The sequence below is a fragment of the Streptomyces caelestis genome, from assembly GCF_014205255.1.
GTDB classification, from domain to species: Bacteria; Actinomycetota; Actinomycetes; order Streptomycetales; family Streptomycetaceae; genus Streptomyces; species Streptomyces caelestis.
This window is the reverse complement of record NZ_JACHNE010000001.1, coordinates 7,916,931-7,940,632: the sequence shown is the minus strand read 5'-3', so window position 1 is coordinate 7,940,632 and position 23,702 is coordinate 7,916,931. Positions and strand designations below refer to the sequence as shown.

Genomic DNA, 23,702 nt, shown 5'->3' with positions numbered 1-23,702 from the left:
ACCGAGCACCCTGCGCCTCCCCCGCGGCGCGGGTCGGGTCCCACCCGGACGCACCGCCTGCCGCCCCTGCGACGGATTGATGCTTCACACCGCCCACCCCCCTAGCCGATGACACGACAGAGCGTATGGCGGCGCGTTGACAATGTCAACGGACTGACGAGCTGTTGGGTGCAGTGAGTTTCGTGTACGGTTGCGGACACCGCACCTCCGCTCTGTCACGATGAGCGGAGCGGCAACGCGTGCAGGGGGCACGTTCCGCTTCCTTACCCTCACGCGCGAGGGCGGGAACGGGGCGGCAGAGAACGAGGGGAGCGGCAGTGAGCCAGGAGCTGCTGGACGGCAGGTTCCGCATCGGGCATGTCATCGGCAAGGGCAACATGGGAGAGGTCCACCGGGCCGAGGATCTCCAGGCCGCCGAAGGCACTTCTGACCGCACGGTCGCCGTCAAGACCATCCTGCGCCGCCGCACGGGCACCCGGATCGACACCAGTTCGGACCTCAAGGCCACCGAACGTTTCGCCCGCGAGGTGCGCATCATGCGTCGCCTCGACGACGTCAACCTCACGCGCATCGTCGCCGGTGGGGTGGCCGACGACCAGGACGGCCTTCCCTACCTCGCGATGGAGTTCCTGAGCGGCGAGACCCTCCGTGACCTCATCGCGGAGGAGCGGCAACTGCCCGTATCCTGGGCCGCCGCCATCGGCGCCCAGATCGCTTCGGGCCTCGCCGCCGCGCACGCGGCCGAGATCGTCCACCGCGACCTCAAGCCCGCCAACGTCATGCTGACGCAGGGCGGCACCGTCAAGGTCCTCGACTTCGGCATGGGCCGGATCGTCGACGACCCGGACGAAGCCCGGCTGACCAGCACGGGCGTGAGCGTGGGCACCGCCCGCTACATGGCTCCCGAGCAGTTCGAGGCCAAGCAGGTCACGCAGGCGGCCGATCTGTACGCACTGGGTTGTGTGCTCTACGAGATGCTCGTGGGCGTACCCCCGTTCACCAGCGAGTCGCCCTTCGAGCTGGCCACGAAGCACACACGCGAGGCGCCGACGCCCATCACGCTCATCCGCAGCGAGATCCCCGCGGAGCTCGCCCGCCTCGTGGACCGGCTGCTGGCCAAGGACCCTGCGGCACGTCCCGCGGACGCCGTGGCCGTACGCGACGCGTTGCTTCCGCTGGCCGGACAGGACGGCGACACGTCGCGGCTGCCGCACTGGGGCGCCCTGGACCCGACCCGCCCGCTGCGTACGTCCGCCGCCGAGGTACCCGCCCGGCAGGCCGGTCCCCCGAAGCCGGAGCCGGCGCCGGTCACCGCCTCCGGTGCGGGCATGGACGTCTTCGGTGTCCACCGCACGCTCATCCGCGACTACCGCTCCTTCACCGAGGGCGGCACCGTCATCCGCGACGACCGCATCGCGGCGTTCGTCGAGGACGACCTCAACAGCAAGTCGCAGTGGCCCGACCCGTGGCTGTCGCTGAACCCGTTCTTCCAGAGCGGCGGCACGGTGGTGGAGCTCGCCGGGCAGAAGGTGCTGCACGAGGAGTGCGCCCGGATCTTCCAGGCGAGGAAGACCGAGGGCGGAACGGTCCCCGACGGCCGTCCGCTGACGCTTCACCAGCACCAGCGCGAGGCGATCGACGCCGCCGCGTCCGGCGCGTCGTACGTCCTGACGACGGGCACCGGGTCCGGCAAGTCGCTCGCGTACATCGTGCCGATCGTGAACAAGGTGCTCCACCAGCGGGACGCCGAGGGACCGAACGCCCCCAAGAGGGTCCGGGCGATCATCGTCTACCCGATGAACGCGCTCGCCAACAGCCAGCTCAAGGAGCTGGAGAAGTACCTGCGCGACGGATACGGCGCGGGCCGCGAGCCGGTCACCTTCGCCCGGTACACGGGCCAGGAGGACGACGAGAAGCGCAAGGAGATCCGCGACAACCCGCCGGACATCCTGCTCACCAACTACGTGATGCTGGAACTGATGCTGACCCGCCCCGCCGACCGGGCGAGTCTCATCAAGATGGCGCGGGGCCTGGAGTTCCTGGTCTTCGACGAGCTGCACACCTACCGCGGCCGGCAGGGCGCCGACGTCGCCCTGCTGATCCGCCGCGTCCGCGAGGCGTGCCAGGCGCAGGACCTGCAGTGCATCGGCACGTCGGCCACGATGTCGACGGAGGGCACCCTCGACGACCAGAAGAAGGTCGTCGCCGGGGTGGCGAGCACCCTTTTCGGTACGCCGGTGCGTCCGGAGCACGTCATCGGCGAGACCCTGGTGCGCGCGACCGGCGACACACCCGAGGCTGTTCCCGCCGAGCGCCTCACCTCCCCCGCCGCGCCCCGCGCGTACGACGATCTCGTGCGCGATCCGCTGGCCCGCTGGATCGAGACCCGTTTCGGACTGGCCACGGACGAAGCAACCGGGCGGCTGGTCCGGCAGCGGCCCACGAAGATCGAGGTCGCGGCAAGGGAGCTGCACGAGCGGACCGGGGTCGCCGAGGGCCAGTGCGTCGCCGCGATCCGCGCCACCCTGGAGGCAGGCTCGCAGGCCCGCCACCCGGTGACGGAGCGGCCGCTGTTCGCGTTCCGGCTGCACCAGTTCCTCTCCAAGGGCGACACCGTGTACGTCACCCTGGAGGACAAGCTCTCCCGCCACCTCACCCGCTCGTACCAGCTCGAACAGCCGGGCAGCGACGGCAAGTTGCTGATGCCGCTGGCGTTCTGCCGGGAGTGCGGCCAGGAGTACCTGACGGTGTGGCGCATCGAGCATGACGGCGAGGTCCGGTACGAGGCGCGCCGGGACACCTCCGCGACGGGCGGCCGGCAGGGCGACGGTTATCTGTACGTCGACCACGAGCGGGCCTGGCCCTCCAACGTCCAGTACGCCGTGGACGACCGCCGGCTGCCCGAGTCCTGGCTGGAGCTGGATGACAAGGGTCAGGAGGTCGTCAAGAAGGCCTACCGCGACCGGGTGCCGCGTGCCGTCACCGTCGATCCGCGTGGTCGTGAGGGGAGCGGCGAACTCCAGGCCGCGTTCGTCCCCTCCCCCTTCCTCTTCTGTCTGCACTGCGGCGTCGCGTACGAGCAGACGCGCGGCCGGGACTTCGCGAAGCTGGCGACGCTCGACCAGGAGGGCCGGTCCTCCGCGACCTCGCTGATCTCCGCCTCGGTGGTGCGCTCGCTGAAGTCGGTGCCGGAGGAAACCCTGGACAAGGAGGCGCGCAAGCTCCTCACCTTCGTCGACAACCGGCAGGACGCGTCCCTCCAGGCGGGGCACTTCAACGACTTCGTGCAGATCACGCAGTTGCGCGGCGCCCTGTACCGGGCGGCTCTTGACGCGGGCGAGGACGGTGTCCACCACGAGGAACTGGCTTCGGCGGTGACCAACGCGCTCGCCATCGAGCCGGCCGACTACACCGGCGAGAGCGAGCTGCCGCCCTCCCTCGCCCGCAACGCCGCCAAGACCCTCCGTGACGTGATCGCGTTCCGGCTGTATCTGGATCTGGAGCGCGGCTGGCGCATCACCATGCCGAACCTGGAGCAGACCGGCCTGCTGGAGATCGGCTACGAGGACCTGGACTGGGTGGCGGCCAAGCAGGACCGGTGGGTGGGCACGCACGACGCGCTGCGCGACGCCGACCCGGCGCTGCGGGCCGAGGTCATGAAGGCGCTGCTCAACGAGATGCGCCGCTCCCTCGCCATCGACGTGTCCTACTTCCGTGACGACTTCGACTCGCTCCAGCGGGCGAGTGAGGAGCGGCTGATCGACCCGTGGGTGCTGTCCGCCGCGGACAGGCCGAAGGTCGGCACGGCCTATCCGCACCCCTCCCGTCCAGGCATGGACCGCTCGGCCCTGTTCCTGTCGGCGCGCGGCAAGTTCGGCAAGTATCTGCGGCGTGCGGACACCTCGTTCAAGAAGCTGGACCCCGCCGATCTCCAGCTGGTCATCGAGGAGTTGCTGAAGGTCCTGGCCAAGGCGGGCCTGGTCAAGGAGGTCACGGAGGCGCCGCAGCGCTCGGGCCGCTACCGCAGGTCCTCCGCCCCGGCCGCCACGGGCTACCGGGTGGCCGCCCAATCCCTCGTCTGGCGTGCGGGCAGGGGCGAGCGCGGCACGCACGACCCGCTGACCCGCACCTACCAGAGCGGCGACGGCCCGCGCGTCAACACCTTCTTCCGCGATCTGTACAAGGACGCGGCGGGCGCCCTGTCCGGCCTGTTCGCACGCGAGCACACCGCGCAGGTGTCGCCGGAGGAGCGGGAGCAGCGCGAGGAGGCGTTCCGCAAGGCGGAGCTGAAGCTGCTGTACTGCTCCCCGACGATGGAGCTGGGCGTCGACATCTCGCAGCTCAACGCGGTGATGATGCGTAACGTGCCGCCCACACCCGCGAACTACGCACAGCGCTCGGGCCGCGCGGGCCGCAGCGGACAGCCCGCCCTCGTCACCACGTACTGCGCGACGGGCAACAGCCACGACCAGTACTACTTCCGCCGCTCGGAGCGCATGGTCGCGGGCGCCGTCGCCCCGCCGCGGCTGGACCTCGCCAACGAGGACCTGGTCCTCTCCCACCTCCAGGGCATCTGGATCGCGGAGGCCGGCCTGAAGCTGGGCCGGGCCGTCCCCGAGGTGCTCGACGTGTCGTACCCGGACACGGGAGAGCGCCCGAACCCCGCGCTGGAGCTGCTGCCGGACATCCTCGCCGCCTCCCTCGACGAGAGCGCCCGGCGCCGCACCGTCGACGCCGCCCTGCGCGTCCTCGGCCCGCTCCTGCCCGACTTCGCCGACACCACCTGGTGGCACGACGACTGGATCCAGGACCGGGTGGCGACCGTCGCGACCCGCTTCGACCGGGCCTTCGACCGCTGGCGGCAGCTGTTCCGCTCCGCGCTCGACGACCAGTACATCCAGAACAGGCGCCGCCTGGACTACAGCCTCACCGAGGGCGACCGCGTCCGAGCCAACGCCCGCCGCCGTGAGGCCGAGACACAGCTGAACCTGCTGATGAACGAGAGCGTCGACAGCAAGTCGGTCCTCTCCGACTTCAACCCGTACCGCTATCTCGCGTCCGAGGGCTTCCTGCCCGGCTACAGCTTCCCGCGGCTCCCGCTCGCCGCGTACATCCCGACCGTCGGCCGCCGCCGTGGGGACGGTGACTACCTCCAGCGGCCCCGTTTCCTCGCGATCCGCGAGTTCGGCCCGGGTGCGCTGATCTACCACGAGGGCGCCCGCTACCAGGTGACCCGCATCCAGCTGCCGCCGGACTCCTCGGGCGAGCTGGCGACCAGCGAGGCCCGCCGCTGCGCGAGTTGCGGCTACCACCACGACCCGGAGCAGCTGGAGGACCGCTGCGCCATGTGCGACGAGCCGCTGGGCGCTGCGACGTACGGCCTGCTGCACCTGCACACCGTGTACACCACCCGCCGTGAGCGGATCTCGTCCGACGAGGAGGAGCGGCGCCGCGCCGGCTTCAAGCTGGAGACGTCGTACCGTTTCCAGGACCACGGCACCCGCAAGGGCCGGCTGAACGCGTCGGTCACCGACGCCTCGGGCGCGCCGCTCGCCGAGGTGGCGTACGGCGACTCGGCGACCGTCCGGATCACCAACACCGGCCGGGTGCGCGCCAAGGCCGACGAGCCGGCCGGGTACTGGCTGGACCTCGCGGACGGCCGCTGGATGAACGACAAGGACGCCGCCGAGGCATCCGGCGACTCCAGCGAGCTGCCCGTGATCGACGCGGACGGCAACGAGCGGCGCCGCAAGAAGCGGGTCATCCCGTATGTGGAGGACCGCCGCAACATCCTCGTCGTCACCCTCGACGAGCCGCTGCCGGAGCCGGTGGCGCTCTCCCTGATGTACGCACTGGAGCGGGGCATCGAGGCCGCGTTCGAGCTGGAGGACGCCGAGCTGTCCAGCGAGCTGCTGCCACCGGACGACGGCCCCCGGGGCCGCATCCTCTTCACGGAGGCAGCCGAGGGCGGGGCGGGTGTGCTGCGCCGACTCCAGGCGGAGAAGGACGCCCTGGCCAAGGCGGCCGTACGCGCCCTGGACATCTGCCACTTCGACGTGGACGGCAACGACCTGGGCGGCCCCCACCCCGACCGGCCGTGCGCGCTCGGCTGCTACGAGTGCCTGCTGACGTACGGCAACCAGCTCAACCACGCCCTCATCAACCGGCATTCGGTACGGGATCTGCTGGTGCGGCTGGCGTCGGCGACGGCCCGGCGCGAGGCGCGCGGGGAGTCGCGGTCGGAGCAGTACCGGCGGCTGCTCGACCAGGTTTCCCCCGCCGCCGAGCCGACGCCGGTCGAGGCGGCGGCGGGGGCGGCCGTCGAGGCATCGGCCGAGGCTGCGTCGGCGGCCGAGCTGGCCGCGCGGGGCGACTTCCTGGGCTGGGCGAAGGCGCGCGGCCTGCGGCTTCCGGACGAACCGGGCTCGTTCCTCACCGAGGCGATGGCCACCCCCGACTACGTGTACCGCCTGCCCGGCGTGAACGTGGCGGTCTTCGTGGACCTGCCGGACCAGGAGCAGGACAGTTCCCGGGACGAGGACGCCGAGGACCGTCTGTTCAACGCCCGCTGGGACGTCATCCGCTTCGCTCAGGGCGCCGACTGGGACGCCGTCGCCGCCGCCAACGCCCGCTACTTCGGCTCTCCGGCCGCCAACTGACCGCCCATCCAGAGGACTCGAAGACTCACATGGCACTCACGTACTCCGCCGGTTCCCTGGTGAAGGCCCGCGGCCGCGAATGGGTGGTGCTCCCCGAGAGCAAGCCCGACCTGCTCGTCCTGCGTCCGCTGGGCGGCTCGGACGACGACATCGCCGCCGTGTTCCCGGCGTTCGAGACGGTTGACGAGGCGAAGTTCGCGGCGCCGGAACCGAGCGACCTCGGTGACCAGCGTGCGGCGGGCCTGCTGCGTACGGCGCTGCGCGTCGGTTTCCGCTCGGGCGCGGGACCGTTCCGCTCGCTGGCCGGCATCGCGGTGGAGCCGCGCGCATATCAGCTGGTTCCTCTCCTGATGGCCCTGCGGCAGAAGACGGTCCGCATGCTGATCTCCGACGACGTCGGCATCGGCAAGACGATCGAGGCGGGCCTGGTCGCGAGCGAACTCCTCGCGCAGGGCGAGGCGACGGGCCTTGCTGTGCTCTGCTCCCCCGCGCTGGCAGAGCAGTGGCAGCAGGAGCTGCGCACGAAGTTCGGCATCGACGCGGAGCTGGTCCTGTCCTCGACGGTCTCACGCCTCGAACGGGGCCTGGACCTGGGCCAGTCGCTCTTCGACAAGTACCCGCACGTCATCGTCTCCACGGACTTCATCAAGTCCCCCCGCCACCGCGACGACTTCGTGCGCCACTGCCCCGACCTGGTGATCGTCGACGAGGCGCACACCTGCGTGGTCGCCGACGACACCTCGACGGCTTCGCAGAACCAGCTCCGCTACGAGCTGCTGCGCCGCGTGGCGCAGGACGAGACGCGGCACCTGCTGCTGGTGACGGCCACCCCGCACAGCGGCAAGGAGTCCGCGTTCCGCAACCTCCTCGGCCTGGTCAAGCCCGAACTGGCCGACGTGAGCCTGGATTCCGAGGCGGGCAGGAAGCTTCTCGCCCAGCATTTCGTGGCGCGCAAGCGGGCGGACGTGCGCCAGTACCTCACCAAGGAGGACGGTCTCGGCGACGACTCCCTCGCGGAGCGGACGGCGTTCCCCTCGGACCGCTACTTCAAGGACGAGACGTACAAGCTGTCGCCGGAGTACCGGGCCCTGCTCGACGACGCGATCGCGTACGCGAGTGAGCGCGTCGAGCAGGCGGGCAGCCAGGGCAAGCGGGAGGCACGCATCGCCTGGTGGTCGGCGATCGCGCTGCTCCGCTCCCTGGTGTCGTCCCCGCGCGCCGCCGCGCAGACGCTGCGGACACGTTCGGCGGCGGCGATCGCCGCGTCGGCGGAGGAGGCCGACAAACTGGGAGCGCCCCTCAACAGCGACGCGGCCGACAGCGACGCGATGGAGGGCATGGACGTCGCTCCGGGCGCGGAGACGACCGAGGACACCGAGGACCCGCGCTCCTACCTCGGTGAACTCGCCGATATCGCGAAGCAGTTGGAGGGCCCGTCCAAGGACCTGAAGCTCAAGGCTCTGATCAAGCACCTCAAGGCGCTGCTCGCGGACGGCCACAACCCGATCGTGTTCTGCCGCTACATCCCGACGGCCGAGTACCTCGCCGAGCAGCTGGAGAACGACAAGGACAACGGCAGGCGCGGCCCGCTCGGCGCCAAGACGGTCGTCAAGGCGGTCACCGGCACGCTCTCCCCGCAACAGCGCCTGGAGCGCATCGAGAAGCTCGCGGAGGAAGCCGGCGAGGACGCCGCCGCCCGCCGCGTCCTGATCGCGACCGACTGCCTGTCCGAGGGCGTCAACCTCCAGCACCACTTCGACGCCGTCATCCACTACGACCTGGCCTGGAACCCGACCCGCCACGACCAGCGCGAGGGCCGCGTCGACCGCTACGGCCAGCGCAGGGACCAGGTCCGCGTCATCACCCTGTACGGCGACGACAACGGCATCGACGGCAAGGTCCTGGAGGTGTTGATCAAGAAGCACCGCCAGATCAAGAAGGACCTCGGCATCTCCGTCTCCGTGCCCGACGAGCTGTCGACGGGCGTGACGGACGCGATCGTCGAGTGGCTGCTGATGCGCGGCCGTGAGGACCAGGACGCCCTGTTCAGCGCGGACGCGTTCAAGGTGAGCACGGCGACGCTGGACAGCGACTGGAACTCTGCGGCCGAGCGCGAGAAGGCGTCACGCTCGCGATTCGCGCAGCGGTCGGTGCATCCGCAGGAGGTGGCGCGCGAGGTCGCCGCGGTCCGGGAGGCGCTGGGCGGCGCGGGCGAGATCGACACGTTCGTTCGGGAGTCCCTGGGCGCCCTCGGTGCTGTGCTCCGCGGGGAGGGTGAGGACTTCACGGCCCAGGTGGGCGGCACGCCCATCGGTTTGCGGGACGCGCTGGCGCCGACGGTCGGCGCGGAGGTGATCGACAAGGACCGCCCGATCCCGTTCCGCGCGGACCCGGCGGTGGCGAGGGGGGAAGCGGCCCTGGTGCGGACGGACCCCGTCGTGGGCGCGCTGGCGTCCCACGTCCTGAACGCCGCCTTGGACACCCAGGCGGACGGTGCCCGCCCGGCCCGCCGCTGCGGTGTGGTCACCACGGATGCGGTCGGCACGATGACCACCCTGCTCCTCGTCCGCTACCGCTTCCACCTCACACTGCCCTCCCGCAGCGGCGACAAGCAGCTGGTCGCGGAGGACGCGCGGCTGGTCGCCTTCGAGGGCTCGGCCAGGAAGGCGGAGTGGCTGCCGCCGGAGCGGGCAAAGGACCTGCTCGACGCGACGGCGTCGGAGAGCACGGACCGCCACTATGCCGAGCGCACGATGACACGTCTGCTCTCCCAGCTCCCGGACGTGTACGGCCATCTGGAGGCTTACGGCGAGGAGCTGGCCGCAGAGCTTGATGCCTCGCACCGCCGGGTGCGCCAGGCGTCCGGTGAGATCGTCCGTGGCCTGTCCGTCACCGTGCAGAAGCCCGCCGACATTCTCGGCGCGTACGTCTACCTGCCCGCCGTCCCCGCCGCTGCCCCGGCCGTCGCCCCTGCTGCTTCTGGAGTGTCCGCCTGATGTCCGCCGTCACCCGCAACCAGGTGTTCACCGCCGTCCACACAGTCGGGGGGCTGCTGCCCGCCGACATGTTGGTACGGATCTCCGAGGGCAAGGACGTCCCCGGCTCGAAGCCGGCCGACTACGGCCTGCCGTCCTCCCGCTCGGTCCGCGACGAGGCCGAGCGCAGCTGGGAGTACCTGAAGCCACTGTGGCGCGAGCTGCGCAAGCACCTGCCCGAGGACCGGGAGACGGGCGACCCGGCCGCCGACCCGACCGGCCGCGCGGGCAGCGATTGGCTGGCCCCGCTCTGGCGGGAGCTGGGCTTCGGTCCGCTGACGCAGGTCGGGGCGGCGGGCATCGCCGCCGACTCGGACGCGGAGAAGAAGTTCCCGGTCTCCCACCGCTGGCGGCACGCGCTGATCCACCAGACGGCCTGGAATGCCGACCTGGACAAGCGCCCCGGTGGCGCCGGCACGGTCCCGCCCCAGTCGATGCTCCAGGAGTGCCTGAACCGCACGGAGGCCCACCTGTGGGGCGTCCTGACGAACGGTCGTCAGGTACGGCTGCTGCGCGACTCCAGCGCCCTGGCCACGGCCTCGTACGTCGAGTTCGACCTGGAGTCGATCTTCGACGGCGAGCTGTTCAGCGAGTTCGTGCTGCTGTACCGGGTGCTGCATGTGTCGCGGTTCGAGGTGGCGGAGGACACGCCGCCATCCGCGTGCCGACTGGAGAAGTGGCGCACGGAGGCCATCGCCTCGGGGACGCGGGCGCTGGACCAGCTCCGCAAGGGCGTCCAGGACGCGATCACCGCGCTGGGCACGGGCTTCCTACGACACCCGGAGAACACCGCCCTGCGCGAGGACGTCCGCCCGAAGCCCCTCCAGGCCGCGCTGCTGCGGCTCGTGTACCGGCTGCTGTTCGTCTTCGTGGCCGAGGACCGCGACGCGCTGCTGTCGCCGAAGGCGGATGCGGTGGCACGTGAGCGGTACGATGCGTACTTCTCGTCGGCGCGGTTGCGCGCCCACGCAAGGAAGCGGCGGGGTACGGCACACGGTGACCTGTACGAGGCCCTGCGCATCGTCCTGGACGCCCTCGGCGACGAGGCGGGCCGTCCCGAGCTGGGCCTGCCCGGTCTCGGCGGCCTCTTCAACGACACGGAAGCGGACGCCCCGCTGCGTGGCCTGAAGCTGTCCAACGAGGCACTGCTGACAGCCGTACGGCACCTGTCGCAGGTCCGGGACGGCAGTTCTGGCCGCTGGCGGGCGATCGACTACCGGCACCTGGACGCGGAGGAGCTGGGCTCCGTCTACGAGTCCCTGCTGGAGCTGGAGCCCAAGCACAGCACGGCCGACCGTACGTTCACGCTGGTCGAGGTCGCTGGCAACACCCGGAAGACTACGGGTAGTTACTACACTCCGTCGTCGCTCATCGAGTGCTTGCTGGACTCGACTCTGGACCCGGTGATACGGGACGCGGTGAAGCGGGGCGAGGAAGCGGCGTCGAAGTCGGGCGCGTCTGACCCGGCGGACTCGATCGTGGATGCGTTGCTGTCGCTCACGGTGTGTGACCCTGCGTGCGGCTCCGGGCACTTTCTGGTGGCTGCGGCCCGGCGCATCGCCAAGCAGGTGGCGGCCGTACGGGAACGCAACCCCGAGCCGACGTTGGATGCGGTGCGTCGTGCGCTGCACGAGGTCGTCGCACGGTGCATCTACGGCGTGGACCTCAACCCGTTGGCGGTGGAACTGGCCAAGGTGTCGCTGTGGCTGGAGGCGCTGGAACCGGGCAAGCCGCTCGGCTTCCTCGACGCCCACGTGAAGCACGGCAACGGGCTGATCGGGGCGACGCCGAAGCTGCTGCGGGACGGCATCCCCAACGACGCCTTCATCGCGACCGAGGGCGATGACAAGAAGTACGCCAAGGCGCTGGAGAAGATCAACCAGCAGGAACGGGTCGGACAGGGCAGCCTGTTCGACCTCGGCGACGAGGCGGTCCAGGTCGCCAACACCGTCTTCGCCAGCGGGCTTCGGTCCATCACGCTGGCTCAGGCGGAGAAGTTGGCGGACGTGCGCCGCCAGGAGGAGGCGTACGAGGAGTGGGCTGGCTCCTCGGCGTACAAGCGTGCCCGGCGTGTGGCCGACGCCTGGTGCGCGGCGTTCGTGTGGCTCAAGACGCCGGAAGCCCCGCGCGCGGTGACGCACTCGGTGTTCAAGGCGCTGGAGGACCAGGGTGGCGGTGGTGTCGCTGCGGAGACCCGTGCGGAGATCAAGCGTCTGCGCGACCAGTACAGCTTCTTCCACTGGCACCTGGAGTTCCCCGAGGTCTTCTCCGTTCCGGAGAACGGTCAGGGGGTCTCCCCTGCGACTGGCTGGGCCGGCGGCTTCGACTCCGTGGTGGGCAACCCGCCGTGGGACAGCGTGGACTTCCGTGAGCAGGAGTTCTTCGCCCAGCGGGCACCGGAGATCGCCGAGGCATCCCGGTCGTCCGTCCGCAAGAAGATGATCGAGGCGCTCAAGGAATCTCCGGACACCCTTCCGCTGTACGAGGAGTTCGAGGCGGGCAAGCGGAAGGTGTACGCGGAGAGCCACTTTCTGAGGCGGTCGGGGCGAGTTCCCCTGACGGGGCAGGGGAACCTGAACACGTACTCCGTTTTCACCGAGACGGACCGGATTCTGCTTGGACCGAAGGGGCGGGCGGGGGTGATTGTGCCGACGGGGATTGTGACGGACGCGCGTACACAGTATTTCTCGAAGGACCTGGTGCGGAGCGGGTCTATTGCTGTGTTGTACGACTTCGAGAACGCGGCACCCCTCTTCCCTGGCGTACACCGCTCGTTCAAGTTCAGCATTCTGTCTCTCACCGGCCGCTCCCTGCGTGAATCGAAGGCGCGATTCGCGTTCTTCCTCCATGACCCGTCTGAACTGGATGATGCGGAGAAGGCGTTCGCGCTAACACCGGAGGAGATCGAGCGCCTCAATCCGAATACCGGGACACTGCCGATTTTCAGGTCCCGTCGGGATGCTGAGATCACTCTGAGGATGTACCGGAGCCTGCCTGTGTTCTTGAACGAAGGCGTGCCCAGCGGCAACCCATGGGCAGTGACCTTCTCACAGGGGCTCCTCAATATTAGCCACGACTCAGCTCTCCTCCGCCCCCGCGATGAGCTTGAAGCTTCTGGCTGGACGCTGGAGGGCAACATTTTCACCAAGAGCGGGGCACGGATGCTGCCTCTGTACGAAGCGAAGATGCTCCACCACTTCGACCATCGGTGGGCCACGTACGACGTCGAGGGGGTCACTCGATCCCTCACTCTGGAGGAGAAGGACAGTTGCGACCTACTGGCCCTGCCCCGGTACTGGGTAACGGAAAGGGACATGCCATCAGGAAAGTTCGATAAGGACGGCGAAGACATTCCAGTCCCGGGCGTCCGCAGGCGCCTCGCCGAGAAGGAGTGGCCGCATGAATATCTTCTCGGGTGGCGGGACATTTGCCGTGCAACCGACGAGCGAACCATGATCAGCAGCGTCTTCCCACGCTCAGCCGCTCCTGACGGAACCCTCCTGGCGCTTCCCCAGAAAGGCTCCACGGCTGGCCTGGTCTCCTGCCTCTCGTCACACGCACTGGATTTCGCGTCCCGCCAAAAGGTGGGTGGCACTCACTTGGCCTTCTTCACCGTCAAACAGCTGCCCGTGCCCACACCCGCCCAACTGTCCCCTCATGCACCCTTCATTACACCGCGAGTCATCGAACTCACCTACACCACCACCGATATGAAAGGCTTCGCCACCAATCTCGGTGGCACAGGGACCCCCTACCGCTGGGACCAGGACCGCCGTCAGCGGATCCGCGCCGAACTCGACGCCCTGTTCTTCCACCTCTACGGCATCTCCCGCGAGGACGCCGACTACATCCTCGACACATTCCCCATTGTCCGCCGCAAGGACGAGGCGAAGTACGGCTCATACCGCACCAAGGAACTGATCCTCGCCGAGTACGACCGCATGGCCGCCGCCGGCCTCACCCTCGACAACCCCTTGGTGGACGGCGAGAACTACACCTCCGCCCTCACACCACCCCCAGGCCACGGCCCCCGCCACCCCGCGAAGGCCTCCGACGCAGTGTGATCGTCTCCCCGCCAACCTTCCACGCCCGTCAGAAACCGGGCGTGGACACTCCAGATGAGTGACCGGATGTCTCAGAAGTCAGCCCCCTCGGCAAGACCCACCTCCCCTGATCGTGCCGCACTCCGTGCCGAGCGGCGCCGCCTCCGCGAGGCCATACGCGCCAAACGTTCCCTGCTCAGGGGACGCGCCGCGTTCGAGAAGGCCGATGAGCGGCGCCGGTTCAAGGCCTCTGTGTCCCGGGACAAGGCAAACCGCGCGTACCAGGCGGCATTGACCGCAGCAGAACGCGACAAACAGCAGAAGCAGCAGAAAGTAGCAGCCCAGCTGCGTGCGCTGGACAATGATCAGCAGAACTCCGAGGCGCGGGAACTGCGGCTTCTGCGAGAGCAGTTCATCGATAATGCACTCCGCCGAGCCCACTTGTCGGTCAAGGAGCTGAACGGCCTGGGAGCGGGCCTGATCCGTGATCTCGCGGCTCGCGGCATCCGTTCCGCCGCCGACTTCACCGGTGTGAGCCGGGGTGCCGCGCCGAACGGCAAAGGTGGTGACGTCATGTGGATCCACATGGCCAGCGGCCACCGCGTGCACATCAATGGCATCGGGGAGCATCGCGCGAAGGTGCTCGTCGAGTGGCGCCAGTCCTATATGCGGCGCGCCGAGGAGCGGGCGCCGAAGCGCATCACTCTGGCCGACCGCCAACGGATTGAAGACGCGGTTAAGCAGCGGCGAGCGGAGCTGGAGGCCAAGAATGCCTCAGTGGAAGCCGTCGCGAACGAGGCACGCACCGAGGCCAAGAGGGTTCTCGACGCGACTCTTGCCCGACTGGCCGAGGCAGACCGCGCCGCCGACCGTGCGGCTGTAGCGCAGCGAGCTCAGTACGACGTCGCCGCTGAGGAACTAGCTCGTCTTGAGGACCAGTTGCAGGCCTCGTACGCTACATACGGTGGCCTCACGTTCAGCGGCCGATTGGACAGCCGCAGCGCTCGACCAGCACCACCGGCGCCCGCACGCAGTAAGAAGTCCGTTCAGGCACCCTCCACGCACAAACCCCACTCCCAAGCGAGTGTGGACCTGCCACCTCCTGGGCCGGTGTCTCTGGCGAAACCGGAAGCATCTCTTCCCCGAGCCGGCGCCAAGCGGCCTGGGCTTCGATGGCTCATCCCCGTCGTGTTCTACCTCATCTCCGCACTGTCCGGCACACCGGTACTCATCGGCGCGCCCCCGTCGGTGGCGGCCCTACTGGGCATAGGGCACCTGGCGATATCGGCGTTCATATTCGGGCACTGGATCCGAAGACGCCGACAGTGGAAGAACCAGGAAGCGGCCAGCCGCATGCCTAAGTTCGCCCTCAACGTGATCTGGATGTGGCTGATCGTCGTCGTGGAGATCTCCACGCACTACGACTGAAGGCAGGGGCAGTGCCGCCGGCTCTGCCCTCCGACGCCTGGCCTGTGGGGCCGCCCGTCCAGCCGGACCGAAGCAGGGCGGTATGGCTCCAAACTGCAAGCACGGAGGAGCGTCCCGGCTACGCCTCAGCCTCGGGCGACGTGCTGCATGAACCGCGCCCAGCCTGCCGGGTCCATTGAGAAGTGAGGTCGCATCACATCCTTGGAGTCACGTACAAAAATGACCTGTTCGGTGACGGCAACCTCCACGCAGTCGTCGCCAGAGCTGCCGCTGTAGCTGGACTTGAACCAGGCGAGTCTCGTCGTGCTCATAGCTCTCCTCGCAGTCGCTCCAACAGACCCCGCGAGTCTTTGGGGTTCAGGGCCTGCGAGCGCAGTGTGTCATAGCGCTGGTGAAGGAAGCTGACCTCTTTCGGGTCAGCAATCAACCTCCCGTTCTCCTGCCCCTCCGAATACGCCAGCCGTCGCCCCTCCGGAGTCTCCAGAAGCCGTACGGGACCGTCCATGCAGGCGTGAAACTCGGCGTCTGCTCGGACAACCTGCAGCGTCACGTTGCGGGGCGCGGTGTAGTCAAGTACGTGGTCAATCTGGCCACGTAGCACCTCGGCACCGCCCAACCTTCTCCGGAAGACGGATTCCTCGACGATGAAGTTGAACGGGACGGTCGGCCGATCCCGGAGCATCTTCTGCCGCTCCAGCCGAGCCGCGACCTGAGCCTCCAACTGCTCATCGGCGAGCAGCGGAATACGGTTCTCGAACAGCGCCCGCGCATACCCCTCCGACTGCAACAACCCCGGCACCAACCGACACTCATACGTGCACAGACTCACCGCCACCTTCTCCAGCCGGGCCCACCGCCGGAACCAGGCCGCCAGCCCCGCCTCGCCCCGCGTCAGAAACCGCGCCGCCTTCCGTAACGCCCCCGTGTTCCCCAGCACCTCCTCCGCTCGCTCCACGAACGACTCGTCGGGCATCCGCCGCCCCAACTCCACCGACTCCACGGTGTGTTTGGAGAACCGTACGAGCGCCGCGAACTCGGCCCGGCTGAACCCCGCGTGCTCGCGCAGGGCCTGGACGACCGCCCCGAAGGTCCGCAGACTGTCGGAAGGGTCGGGCTCGCGCTCCCAGTCGCACGCCGTCACGTCGTTGCTGTCCGTCATACGCGGCCACCTCCAGGTGCGTACGTCCTCTGCGGTTACTCCGCGATCGACAGCACCCAGAGTGACGGCAAGATCCCCGTACCGTCCACAGAATGTGCCCGTACGCTGACGCAGCGTACGGGCCGCACTACTGGAACACACCCCCGCACGCCCGCCACGGTTGCCCCATGCACGCCTCTACACCCCAAATCCACGCCACCGCACGCACGTTCGCGCAGCGGCTCTCCTCCACCCGCCGCGGCGCCCGTCTCGCCCGGCTCCTGGCCGTGGAACGTCTGACCGCCTGGGAGACGTCACCCCAAATCATCGAGCGAGCAGAACACGTCGTAGCGGAGCTTGCGGCGAACGCGGCGCTGCACGGTCGCGTCCAAGGGCGCGACTTCCTGCTGGCGCTGACCCTGGACGACGCGGCCGGCACCCTGCGCGTCGCGGTGAGCGACACACGGGGTGAGCGCCGCCCCGCGATCCCTCCGGAGCGGGGGCCGGACCACGAGTCGGGCCGCGGGCTGCTCCTGGTCGACGCCCTGGCCGACAGCTGGGGCACGGAGCCGTTCCCGCCTTCGGGCAAGACGGTGTGGGCACTGCTGACGCAGTCCCCGCCGCGCGACCGACCGTTCCCGGAAGTGACCGGACCCGTCGGCTGAGGGCGTCCGGCCGTCACAGCGTCAGGAGACCCAGTCCGGCAGGCGCGGGTTGCTGACTGCCCCGGGGATGTCGCACCAGGGACGCAGTTCCTTGTAGGCCTTCGCCTCGTCGTAGGCGGGGTAGGAACCGTACCCGCTGTAGGCCTGGACGAGGGCGATGCACGCGGCCTCCGTCTTCGTGTGCACCGTCCCCGGGTCGAGTTGTTCGGCGCCGTCCGCCGCGGCCCCGTAACAGTTGGTGAGGGTGCCCTGATCGTCCGTCTGCTCGCCACTGGCGGCGGCCTTGTCCAGGGCCACGACCGCGTCCGCGCAGTCGCGCGGCATCTCCGTGGCCTCGAAGCCGATCCCCTCGATCAGTTCGTCCACGGCCACCTCGGCGGCCTTGTCGTGCTTCCCATAGGTGTAGAGGAGGTACTTGCTGTACGGCAGCCACCAGACGCGGTGGCTGCTCTTGCGGGAGCCGTCGTAGTCGGGAAGCACATCCGTGCCGAACGTCCAGCTCATGGCCTTCTTGCCGCCGACTTCGGTCAGTGGCCCGTCCGTCGTGGAGATCACCGACTCGTCCGTGACGGTGTCACCGTCCTCGTTCTGGACGGACCACATGGAGCCGGACTCCGTCTGGCCCTCCTTGATCTGGTCCAAGGTCAGACTCGGGGAGTACATGATGCGCACGCCGGTCTCGGAGTCCCCATGCAGGATGAAGTCGGCACTGGTCGCGGCGGTCGTTTCCGAAGTCTCCGAGGTGTCCCAGGAGGATCCGGCGTCCGCGTCCTCGTCGCCCGACCGGAAGAACTCCAGGTCCGAGTCGGCGGGGAGCGTGACCCGCAGGCCGCCGAAGAGGGCCACCGGTTCCGGCTCCGGTACGGCGGTCTCCTCGGCGCTCGGGGACTCGGACGCGGAGGGTGGCGCGGCGACCGGGTGCCGGCTCGCCGCCGTCCGCTTCGGCTCGGCCGTCGAGCCGGTGGCAGGATGCCCGGCGGGGCCTGCGGTCTCGCTGTTGCCGACCGCCACGGCACCGGCCACGGCGCCCAGCACCGCGGCTGCGGACACCGCGCAGAGGACGACCCGGCGACTTCGTGTACGGCGCCCGGCAGGTGCGGTCCCCGAGGCGGCGGGAGGAGGTGCCGGAGCTTGAGATGAAGGGGTGACCGGGGGAACGTCCCGGTGTACGTCCTGCCCGGTCGGCGAGAGCGCCGGCTCTCCGGGCGCCTGCGGAAGAGGGGGCTCCGAGGGTTCCGGAGGAGCGGCGGTCTCCTCATCGCCCACGGGCCCCTTGCGCGCGGGTTTCTGACCGCCCACAGGCTCCCTGGCAGCAGGGTCCTCGTCGGCGGAGGGCTCGGCGGGCAGGGGCACGTTCCAGCGCATGCGGTCCAGGGGCACGGTGACGGCGGTTTCGGCCCGTTCGAAGGACCGGGTGTAGGCCATGGTCGGGAAGACGACGGTCCCCGCCGGTCCGTACAAAGCGGCCGCCCGCTCGGCGATCTCCGCCGCGCTCGGCCGCTCCCCGGGGTCCTTGTGCAGGGCGTCACGGACCATGGGCAGCAGGGCGTCGGGCACGCCTTGGAGCGAGGGGGCTGCGCTGATGATGCGGTGGTTGATCCCGGTGGGGACTCCGAAGGGGTGGGCCGCTGCCGCGGCGTAGGCGACGAGCAGCCCCCAGCAGAAGATGTCGCAGGCCGGAAGGGTGGTGCCGTCGGTGAGCTGCTCCGGTGCCATCCAGCCGGGAGTGCCGGTCGTCACCGATGTCGCGGTGATGGCGGTGGCATCCAGGTGGTGGGCGATGCCGAAGTCCACGACGTGTGGACCGTCAGCCGCCAGGAGTACGTTCGTCGGCTTCAGGTCGCGGTGGGAGACCCCCGCGCCGTGGACGCAGGCCAGCGCGTGGGCGACGGCCGCCGCGAAGGTCAGCAGGTTGTCCGAGCGTAGGGGCCCGGTGTCCCGGACGTGCTGGTGCAGGGTGTTGCCCTGGACGTAGGCGGTCGCCAGCCAGGGCAGCGGGGCGTCGGGGTCGGCGTCGACCAGCGGCACGAGGTACGGGCCGGTGACCTTGCGGAGCGTGGTGGTCTCCCGGCGGAAACGGGCCCGGTGCGCGGGGTCGTCGGCGAAGCCCTGGTGAAGGACCTTCACGGCGAGGGGACGCCCGCTGTCGAGGTCGGTCGCGTAGTAGACCGTGCCCATACCGCCGGTTCCGAGGTGCCGGATCGGCCGGTAGGGGCCGATGCGTTCGGGCAGGTTCACCGGCACGGGGCACTCCTCTGCGCCGGGCACGGCCGTACGGCCGACACCGTCCGCCTTCGGAGATCACGCCGCGGATCGCGCTGATGAGTCATGTATCCCCCTGGTGTTCTGCGCCTTCACGTACCGATCGGGACGGTGCGACGCGGCCGACTTCGGGCGTCGGCGAACCTGCGACCGGCGGCGTCTCTTACGTGCAGCGACGGCCGTGCGATGAAGCCCCCCTCATCAGCGGAGACACTCTAGTACCCGACCGGCGGCAGAGGCGCCGTCCGGCCGTGGGCTCGGCGATCGGTCGGCATCACCACTCGCTCCCCGTCTCGACCTCCCCGAGGCTCGCACCGTCGATCGTACACAGACCTGCACATCCTCGACGAGTCGAGTCTGTTGACATCGCCAACAACAATGCCCCATGCTCCCTTTTCGACGCCGTCGCCTGCCGACGGCGTTCCGGTCTTCGCCCGTAGGGCCATTCCTGAGTGTCAGGCACAGCCCGGCGTCGGCCGACGCGTTCGCAGGAATGTTTCTGCGAACACGTGAAGCCCGAGGGGGGATTCATGAACTCGCGCAACAGACCGTCACGCCTGGCCGGCTCCAGACCGCCGCACACGCGCAAGAGGGTGTGGGCCATCGGCGCGGCACTGCTCGCTCTCGGACTCGTGGGCTGCCAGGGGGCCGGTGAGGACGACGCGGACACCGCACGCACGGCCGCCTCGCGGCCCACTCCGGCCATCACAGTGACAGCCACCGTCACCGTCACCACCACCGCCGAGCCCACGCACGCGCCGACGGTCACCAAGACCAAGACAGTCACACGGCCCGGCCCCACCGTCACCGTCACCAAAGCCGCGCAGGCAGCCGGATCCGGCAGTGGCAGTGGCGGCGGCACATGCTCCATAGTCTCCAACTCGGGCAACTGCTATCAGGCGGGGCAGTTCTGTCGGAACAGCGATCACGGAGCCGCCACCACGACCGCGGGCGGCACCCGGATCACATGCGCCTACAGCGCGAACGCCTGGCGCTGGATCTACTCCTGACAGGACGACGGACGGAACCACGGCATGGGCTACAAGAACGAAGACGAGATCAAGCGGGCACTGGGAATCGACTCCTGGAGGCACCTCTCCAAGGACAAGATGATCAGGTTCGCGGCGATGATGCCCGACATGAGCACCGAGGTGGCTCTGAAGATCGTCGAGCAGTTCCCCGCGTTCAAGGATTTCGCCAAGGACGTCGTGGGTGCGATGGAGAAGACCTATGAGTCCACCCTCACGGCCAACAAGCAGAGCCAGAAGCACTTTCATCGGGCCTGCCAGGAGATAAGGGACATCCTCAAGGGTGAGCTCGACAAGGACGACCTGAGCTGGGAAGAGAAGAAGTTCATCATCGAGCAGATCCAGGAAACCGGAAGGATGGAGTTCCAGAAGGACAGCGAGAACAAGCAGTTCTTGAGCGTGAACCTCAAGAGGGTGCTGGCGGGCGCTGGTGCCGCACTCGCACTGGGCGTGGCTTTCGTCGGCGGCAAGGTGATGGCCGAAAGCAAGGACAGCCCCGATGACTCCCTGGAGGCCTGACCACCTGATGCCGGCGAGGCGGTGTGGGCCGGGTGCGCCAGGGAAGATGGGGAAAACGTCGTCCTGCTGACCAAGTGAGCCGGACGGGGCGCACAAGCGCAGGCCCCGGTGCACCACGGAGCTTGCAACACGGCTGGGCACACCCCGCACGGCACAATAGACACCGTGAGCGACAACAGTACGGATCTCGCCGACCTCCTGGGCACACAGGAGTCCGCGTCCCTCGAGTTCAAGCGCACAGCGAAACGCGAGGGGAAACGTGGAGACGCCATCGGCAACGCGGTGTGTGCCATGGCCAATGACTTGTGCGGCCATGGTGGCGGCGATGTCCTCATCGGTGTGGACGACAAGGGAGAGCCTGTCGACGATGTCGACCTGAGCGACCGGGCACTCCTGCAGCTCACGGAGCTGCGGGACGACGGTCGCATTCTCGACCGCCCGTCGCTCACCGTCGACAGGGCCCTCTTCCGGGGCAAGCCGGTCATCCGGCTCCATGTCGAGGCCTGCGCCACTCCACCGGTCCGTTTCGAAGGCGTCGTCTGGGTGCGGCCCGGCCCCACCACGCGCAGGGCGAGCCGTGAGGACGAACGCGTGCTGGCGGAGCGTCGTCGTGCCAAGGACATCCCGTTCGACACACGGCCGCTGTCTCTCGCCCGCCTCGACGACCTGGACCTCGACCTGTTCCGGCAGTCCTATCTGCCCTCCATGGTCGCGCCAGAGGTCATCGATGAGAACGGCCGTCCCGTGGACCTCCAGCTGTCGTCCCTCCACCTGCTGACGCCGAACGGGACGCCCACAGTGCTCGGCCTGCTGACGGTCGGCCTCGACCCCGGGAGCCACATTCCCGGGGCGTACCTCCAGTTCGTCCGCTATCAGGGCACGGACCTCGACGCCCCCATCGCCGACGAGCAGGAACTGCGGCAGAACCTGGTCGGGCTGTCGGCCCGGCTCGAACCCCTCCTGCGGAGCAATCTGCGCACCCGCCTCGTCGAGGACGGGTTCCGTGAGACGCCCCGCCCGGACTATCCGCTGGAAGCACTGCGCGAACTCTGCATGAATGCCCTCATGCACCGGAACTACGAGACTTCGTACGCGCCGACCCGCATCGTGTGGTTCGACGACCGCATCGAGGTCACCAACCCCGGTGGGCCTTTCGGGCAGGTACGGGACGACAACTTCGACCGGGTCACCGATTACCGCAATCCTTCCCTGGCCGCCGCGATGAAGGGCCTTGGCTACGTGAACCGGTTCGGCCGGGGCATCGGCCGGGTGAAGAAGGCGCTGGAGACCAACGGAAACCCACCCGCCGAGTTCCAGGTCGACGACGCGTCCTGGGCCGTCGTCATCCGGAGGGCCGCATGACCTCTATCGCGCTGTTCAACAACAAGGGCGGTGTGGGGAAGACGACCCTCACCTACCACCTCGCGCACATGATCAGGCGACTCGGCTTGAGTGTGCTGGCAGTCGACCTCGATCCCCAGGCCAACCTCACCTCGATGTGCCTGGAGGAGACGGAGATCGAAGAGCTGTGGGAAAACTCCTCGGAGCTCATCGACCAGGGCGCGGCCATGGCGGGTCTGCCGGGCACGGGACGGGTGCGCAGCGGCCAGACGATCGCCGACGCCGTCCGTCCCATCCTGGAGGGCACGGGCGACATCGCGGTCGTCGAGCCCGCGCGGCTCCAGCCGGACCTCTGGCTGCTGCCGGGCAGCCTCGACCTGAGCCGCTTCGAGGACAAACTGTCCAATGAGTGGTCACGGGCCTACGCGGGCGATATCGCGGCCATTCGCACGTCCACGTCGTTCCATCGCATCATCGAGCAGGCGGCGCGTGCCGTGGACGCCGATATCGTGCTGATCGACGTCGGCCCCAACCTGGGTGCCATCAACCGGGCGGCGCTGATCTCGGCCGACACCGTGCTGATGCCGCTGGCCGCGGACCTGTTCTCCCTCAAGGGCTTGAGCAACCTGGGCCCGACGCTGCGCCAGTGGCGTACCGACTGGCAGTCCCTGGTCCTGCCCAGGGTGCCGAAAGGCATTTCCGCTCCCCGCGCGACCATGCAGCCGCTGGGGTACGTCATCATGCAGCCCGAAATGCGACTCGACAGGCCGGTCAAGGCGTACGAGCGGTGGCTCCAGCGCATTCCGTGGGTCTACTCCTCGGCGGTCCTCGGCGAGTCACCGCCCTCGCGTCAGGACGACAGCCATCGCATCGCCACCATGAGGAACTACCGAAGCCTGATGCCCTTGGCGCACGACGCGCGCAAACCCATGTTCGATCTGAAGCCGGCCGACGGTGCACTGGGCAGCACCCAGCAGTACGTGAAGACCTGCTTCAAGGAGTTCAAGGCGCTGTCCGAAGGAGTTCTCGCCAGGGTCGTGGACCTCCCCCGGGATACAGGCGACGCATCGGCGGCTGGTTGACAGTAGTCCTTCGGCGGCTGCGTCCAGGCGTATCCGTCTGAAGTCCCCGTTGTCGCCCCAGCGATCCGCCCCGGGTGGTCATCTCACAGACCGGTTCGCTCCAGCAGGATCTTCAACGCCGCCGGCTTGACCTTCTGCACGGACCGCACCTGGCCGAGTTCCAGCTCGTCCCGGCCCACCGGGGCGCGGTACAGAGCGTCCGTGGGCCCGGGCAGCAGGGTCACGTCGACCCGGTAGGAGAAGTCCGGGTCGTCGGGGTCCTCCCACGGCTCGTTGTCGACCTCGGCCACCGCGGCGACCGCCGCCTCCGGTTGGCTGAAGAAGAACCACAGGCGGTCGCCCGGGTTCATGCGGTTGCGTCGGCTGAGCCAGAGGTCGAGCTCGGGGTCCTCATGCGAGAGGCGGCGGACGGTCTCCTTGTCGGAGGGCTCCCCGTCCAGGGTGTCCCTGTTCGGATTGAGGATGTAGATCCAGTCTTCCACGATCTCCCCCTGTCGCCTTG

13 protein-coding genes are annotated in these 23,702 nt (G+C 68.9%); 9 read left to right on the top strand and 4 right to left on the bottom strand.

Annotated elements, in window-relative coordinates; all coding sequences use genetic code 11:
• The first annotated feature begins 317 nt into the window (after positions 1 to 317).
• Genes HDA41_RS35955 through HDA41_RS35940 form a run of 4 tightly spaced genes read left to right on the top strand, consistent with a single transcriptional unit; the run spans position 318 to position 15,165 of the window.
• Positions 318 to 6,659 carry a protein kinase domain-containing protein gene (locus tag HDA41_RS35955; protein WP_184991511.1) on the top strand — a complete coding sequence of 2,114 codons (6,342 nt, stop codon included), beginning with the start codon at positions 318 to 320 and terminating at the stop codon, positions 6,657 to 6,659.
• Positions 6,660 to 6,688: 29 nt separating this feature from the next.
• Positions 6,689 to 9,655 carry a DEAD/DEAH box helicase gene (locus HDA41_RS35950; protein WP_184991509.1) on the top strand — a complete coding sequence of 989 codons (2,967 nt, stop codon included), beginning with the start codon at positions 6,689 to 6,691 and terminating at the stop codon, positions 9,653 to 9,655.
• Positions 9,655 to 13,758 carry an Eco57I restriction-modification methylase domain-containing protein gene (locus HDA41_RS35945; protein ID WP_184991507.1) on the top strand — a complete coding sequence of 1,368 codons (4,104 nt, stop codon included), beginning with the start codon at positions 9,655 to 9,657 and terminating at the stop codon, positions 13,756 to 13,758. The genes HDA41_RS35950 and HDA41_RS35945 overlap by 1 nt, the downstream gene beginning before the upstream one ends.
• A gap of 54 nt (positions 13,759 to 13,812) precedes the next feature.
• Positions 13,813 to 15,165: a hypothetical protein gene (locus tag HDA41_RS35940; RefSeq protein ID WP_184991505.1), complete on the top strand. Its 1,353-nt coding sequence runs from the start codon at positions 13,813 to 13,815 to the stop codon at positions 15,163 to 15,165.
• 125 nt (positions 15,166 to 15,290) lie between these two features.
• Here HDA41_RS35940 and HDA41_RS35935 read toward each other — a convergent pair whose 3' ends face one another.
• A complete protein-coding gene (locus tag HDA41_RS35935) occupies positions 15,291 to 15,476 on the bottom strand; it encodes a DUF397 domain-containing protein (RefSeq protein ID WP_184991503.1) in 186 nt (61 codons plus the stop codon).
• The gene (locus HDA41_RS35930) at positions 15,473 to 16,324 is read right to left on the bottom strand and encodes a helix-turn-helix domain-containing protein (protein WP_184991501.1); all 852 of its coding nucleotides are present in this window, start codon (positions 16,322 to 16,324) and stop codon (positions 15,473 to 15,475) included. Before HDA41_RS35930 ends, HDA41_RS35935 begins: the two co-directional genes overlap by 4 nt.
• A gap of 167 nt (positions 16,325 to 16,491) precedes the next feature.
• Here HDA41_RS35930 and HDA41_RS35925 point away from each other — a divergent pair, with 167 nt between their 5' ends.
• On the top strand, positions 16,492 to 16,968 hold the full coding sequence (locus HDA41_RS35925) for an ATP-binding protein (protein WP_184991499.1): 477 nt from the start codon (positions 16,492 to 16,494) through the stop codon (positions 16,966 to 16,968).
• A gap of 21 nt (positions 16,969 to 16,989) precedes the next feature.
• Here HDA41_RS35925 and HDA41_RS35920 read toward each other — a convergent pair whose 3' ends face one another.
• On the bottom strand, positions 16,990 to 19,212 hold the full coding sequence (locus tag HDA41_RS35920; protein WP_184991497.1) for a serine/threonine protein kinase: 2,223 nt from the start codon (positions 19,210 to 19,212) through the stop codon (positions 16,990 to 16,992).
• Between the two features lie 548 nt (positions 19,213 to 19,760).
• Between HDA41_RS35920 and HDA41_RS35915 the strand changes: the two genes are divergently transcribed.
• The 4 genes from HDA41_RS35915 to HDA41_RS35900 all read left to right on the top strand — a co-directional run bounded on the left by HDA41_RS35915 (position 19,761) and on the right by HDA41_RS35900 (position 23,200).
• The gene (locus tag HDA41_RS35915; RefSeq protein ID WP_184991495.1) at positions 19,761 to 20,240 is read left to right on the top strand and encodes a hypothetical protein; all 480 of its coding nucleotides are present in this window, start codon (positions 19,761 to 19,763) and stop codon (positions 20,238 to 20,240) included.
• A 24-nt stretch (positions 20,241 to 20,264) separates the two neighbouring features.
• Positions 20,265 to 20,777: a hypothetical protein gene (locus HDA41_RS35910; protein WP_184991493.1), complete on the top strand. Its 513-nt coding sequence runs from the start codon at positions 20,265 to 20,267 to the stop codon at positions 20,775 to 20,777.
• Between the two features lie 165 nt (positions 20,778 to 20,942).
• Positions 20,943 to 22,139, top strand: coding sequence for an RNA/DNA-binding domain-containing protein (locus HDA41_RS35905; protein WP_230299509.1), 1,197 nt, complete (start codon positions 20,943 to 20,945; stop codon positions 22,137 to 22,139).
• Positions 22,136 to 23,200, top strand: a complete 1,065-nt coding sequence (locus HDA41_RS35900; protein WP_184991491.1) for a ParA family protein — start codon at positions 22,136 to 22,138, stop codon at positions 23,198 to 23,200. The genes HDA41_RS35905 and HDA41_RS35900 overlap by 4 nt, the downstream gene beginning before the upstream one ends.
• An 83-nt stretch (positions 23,201 to 23,283) precedes the next feature.
• Here HDA41_RS35900 and HDA41_RS35895 read toward each other — a convergent pair whose 3' ends face one another.
• Positions 23,284 to 23,682, bottom strand: a complete 399-nt coding sequence (locus tag HDA41_RS35895; protein WP_184991489.1) for an EVE domain-containing protein — start codon at positions 23,680 to 23,682, stop codon at positions 23,284 to 23,286.
• Positions 23,683 to 23,702: the final 20 nt, after the last annotated feature.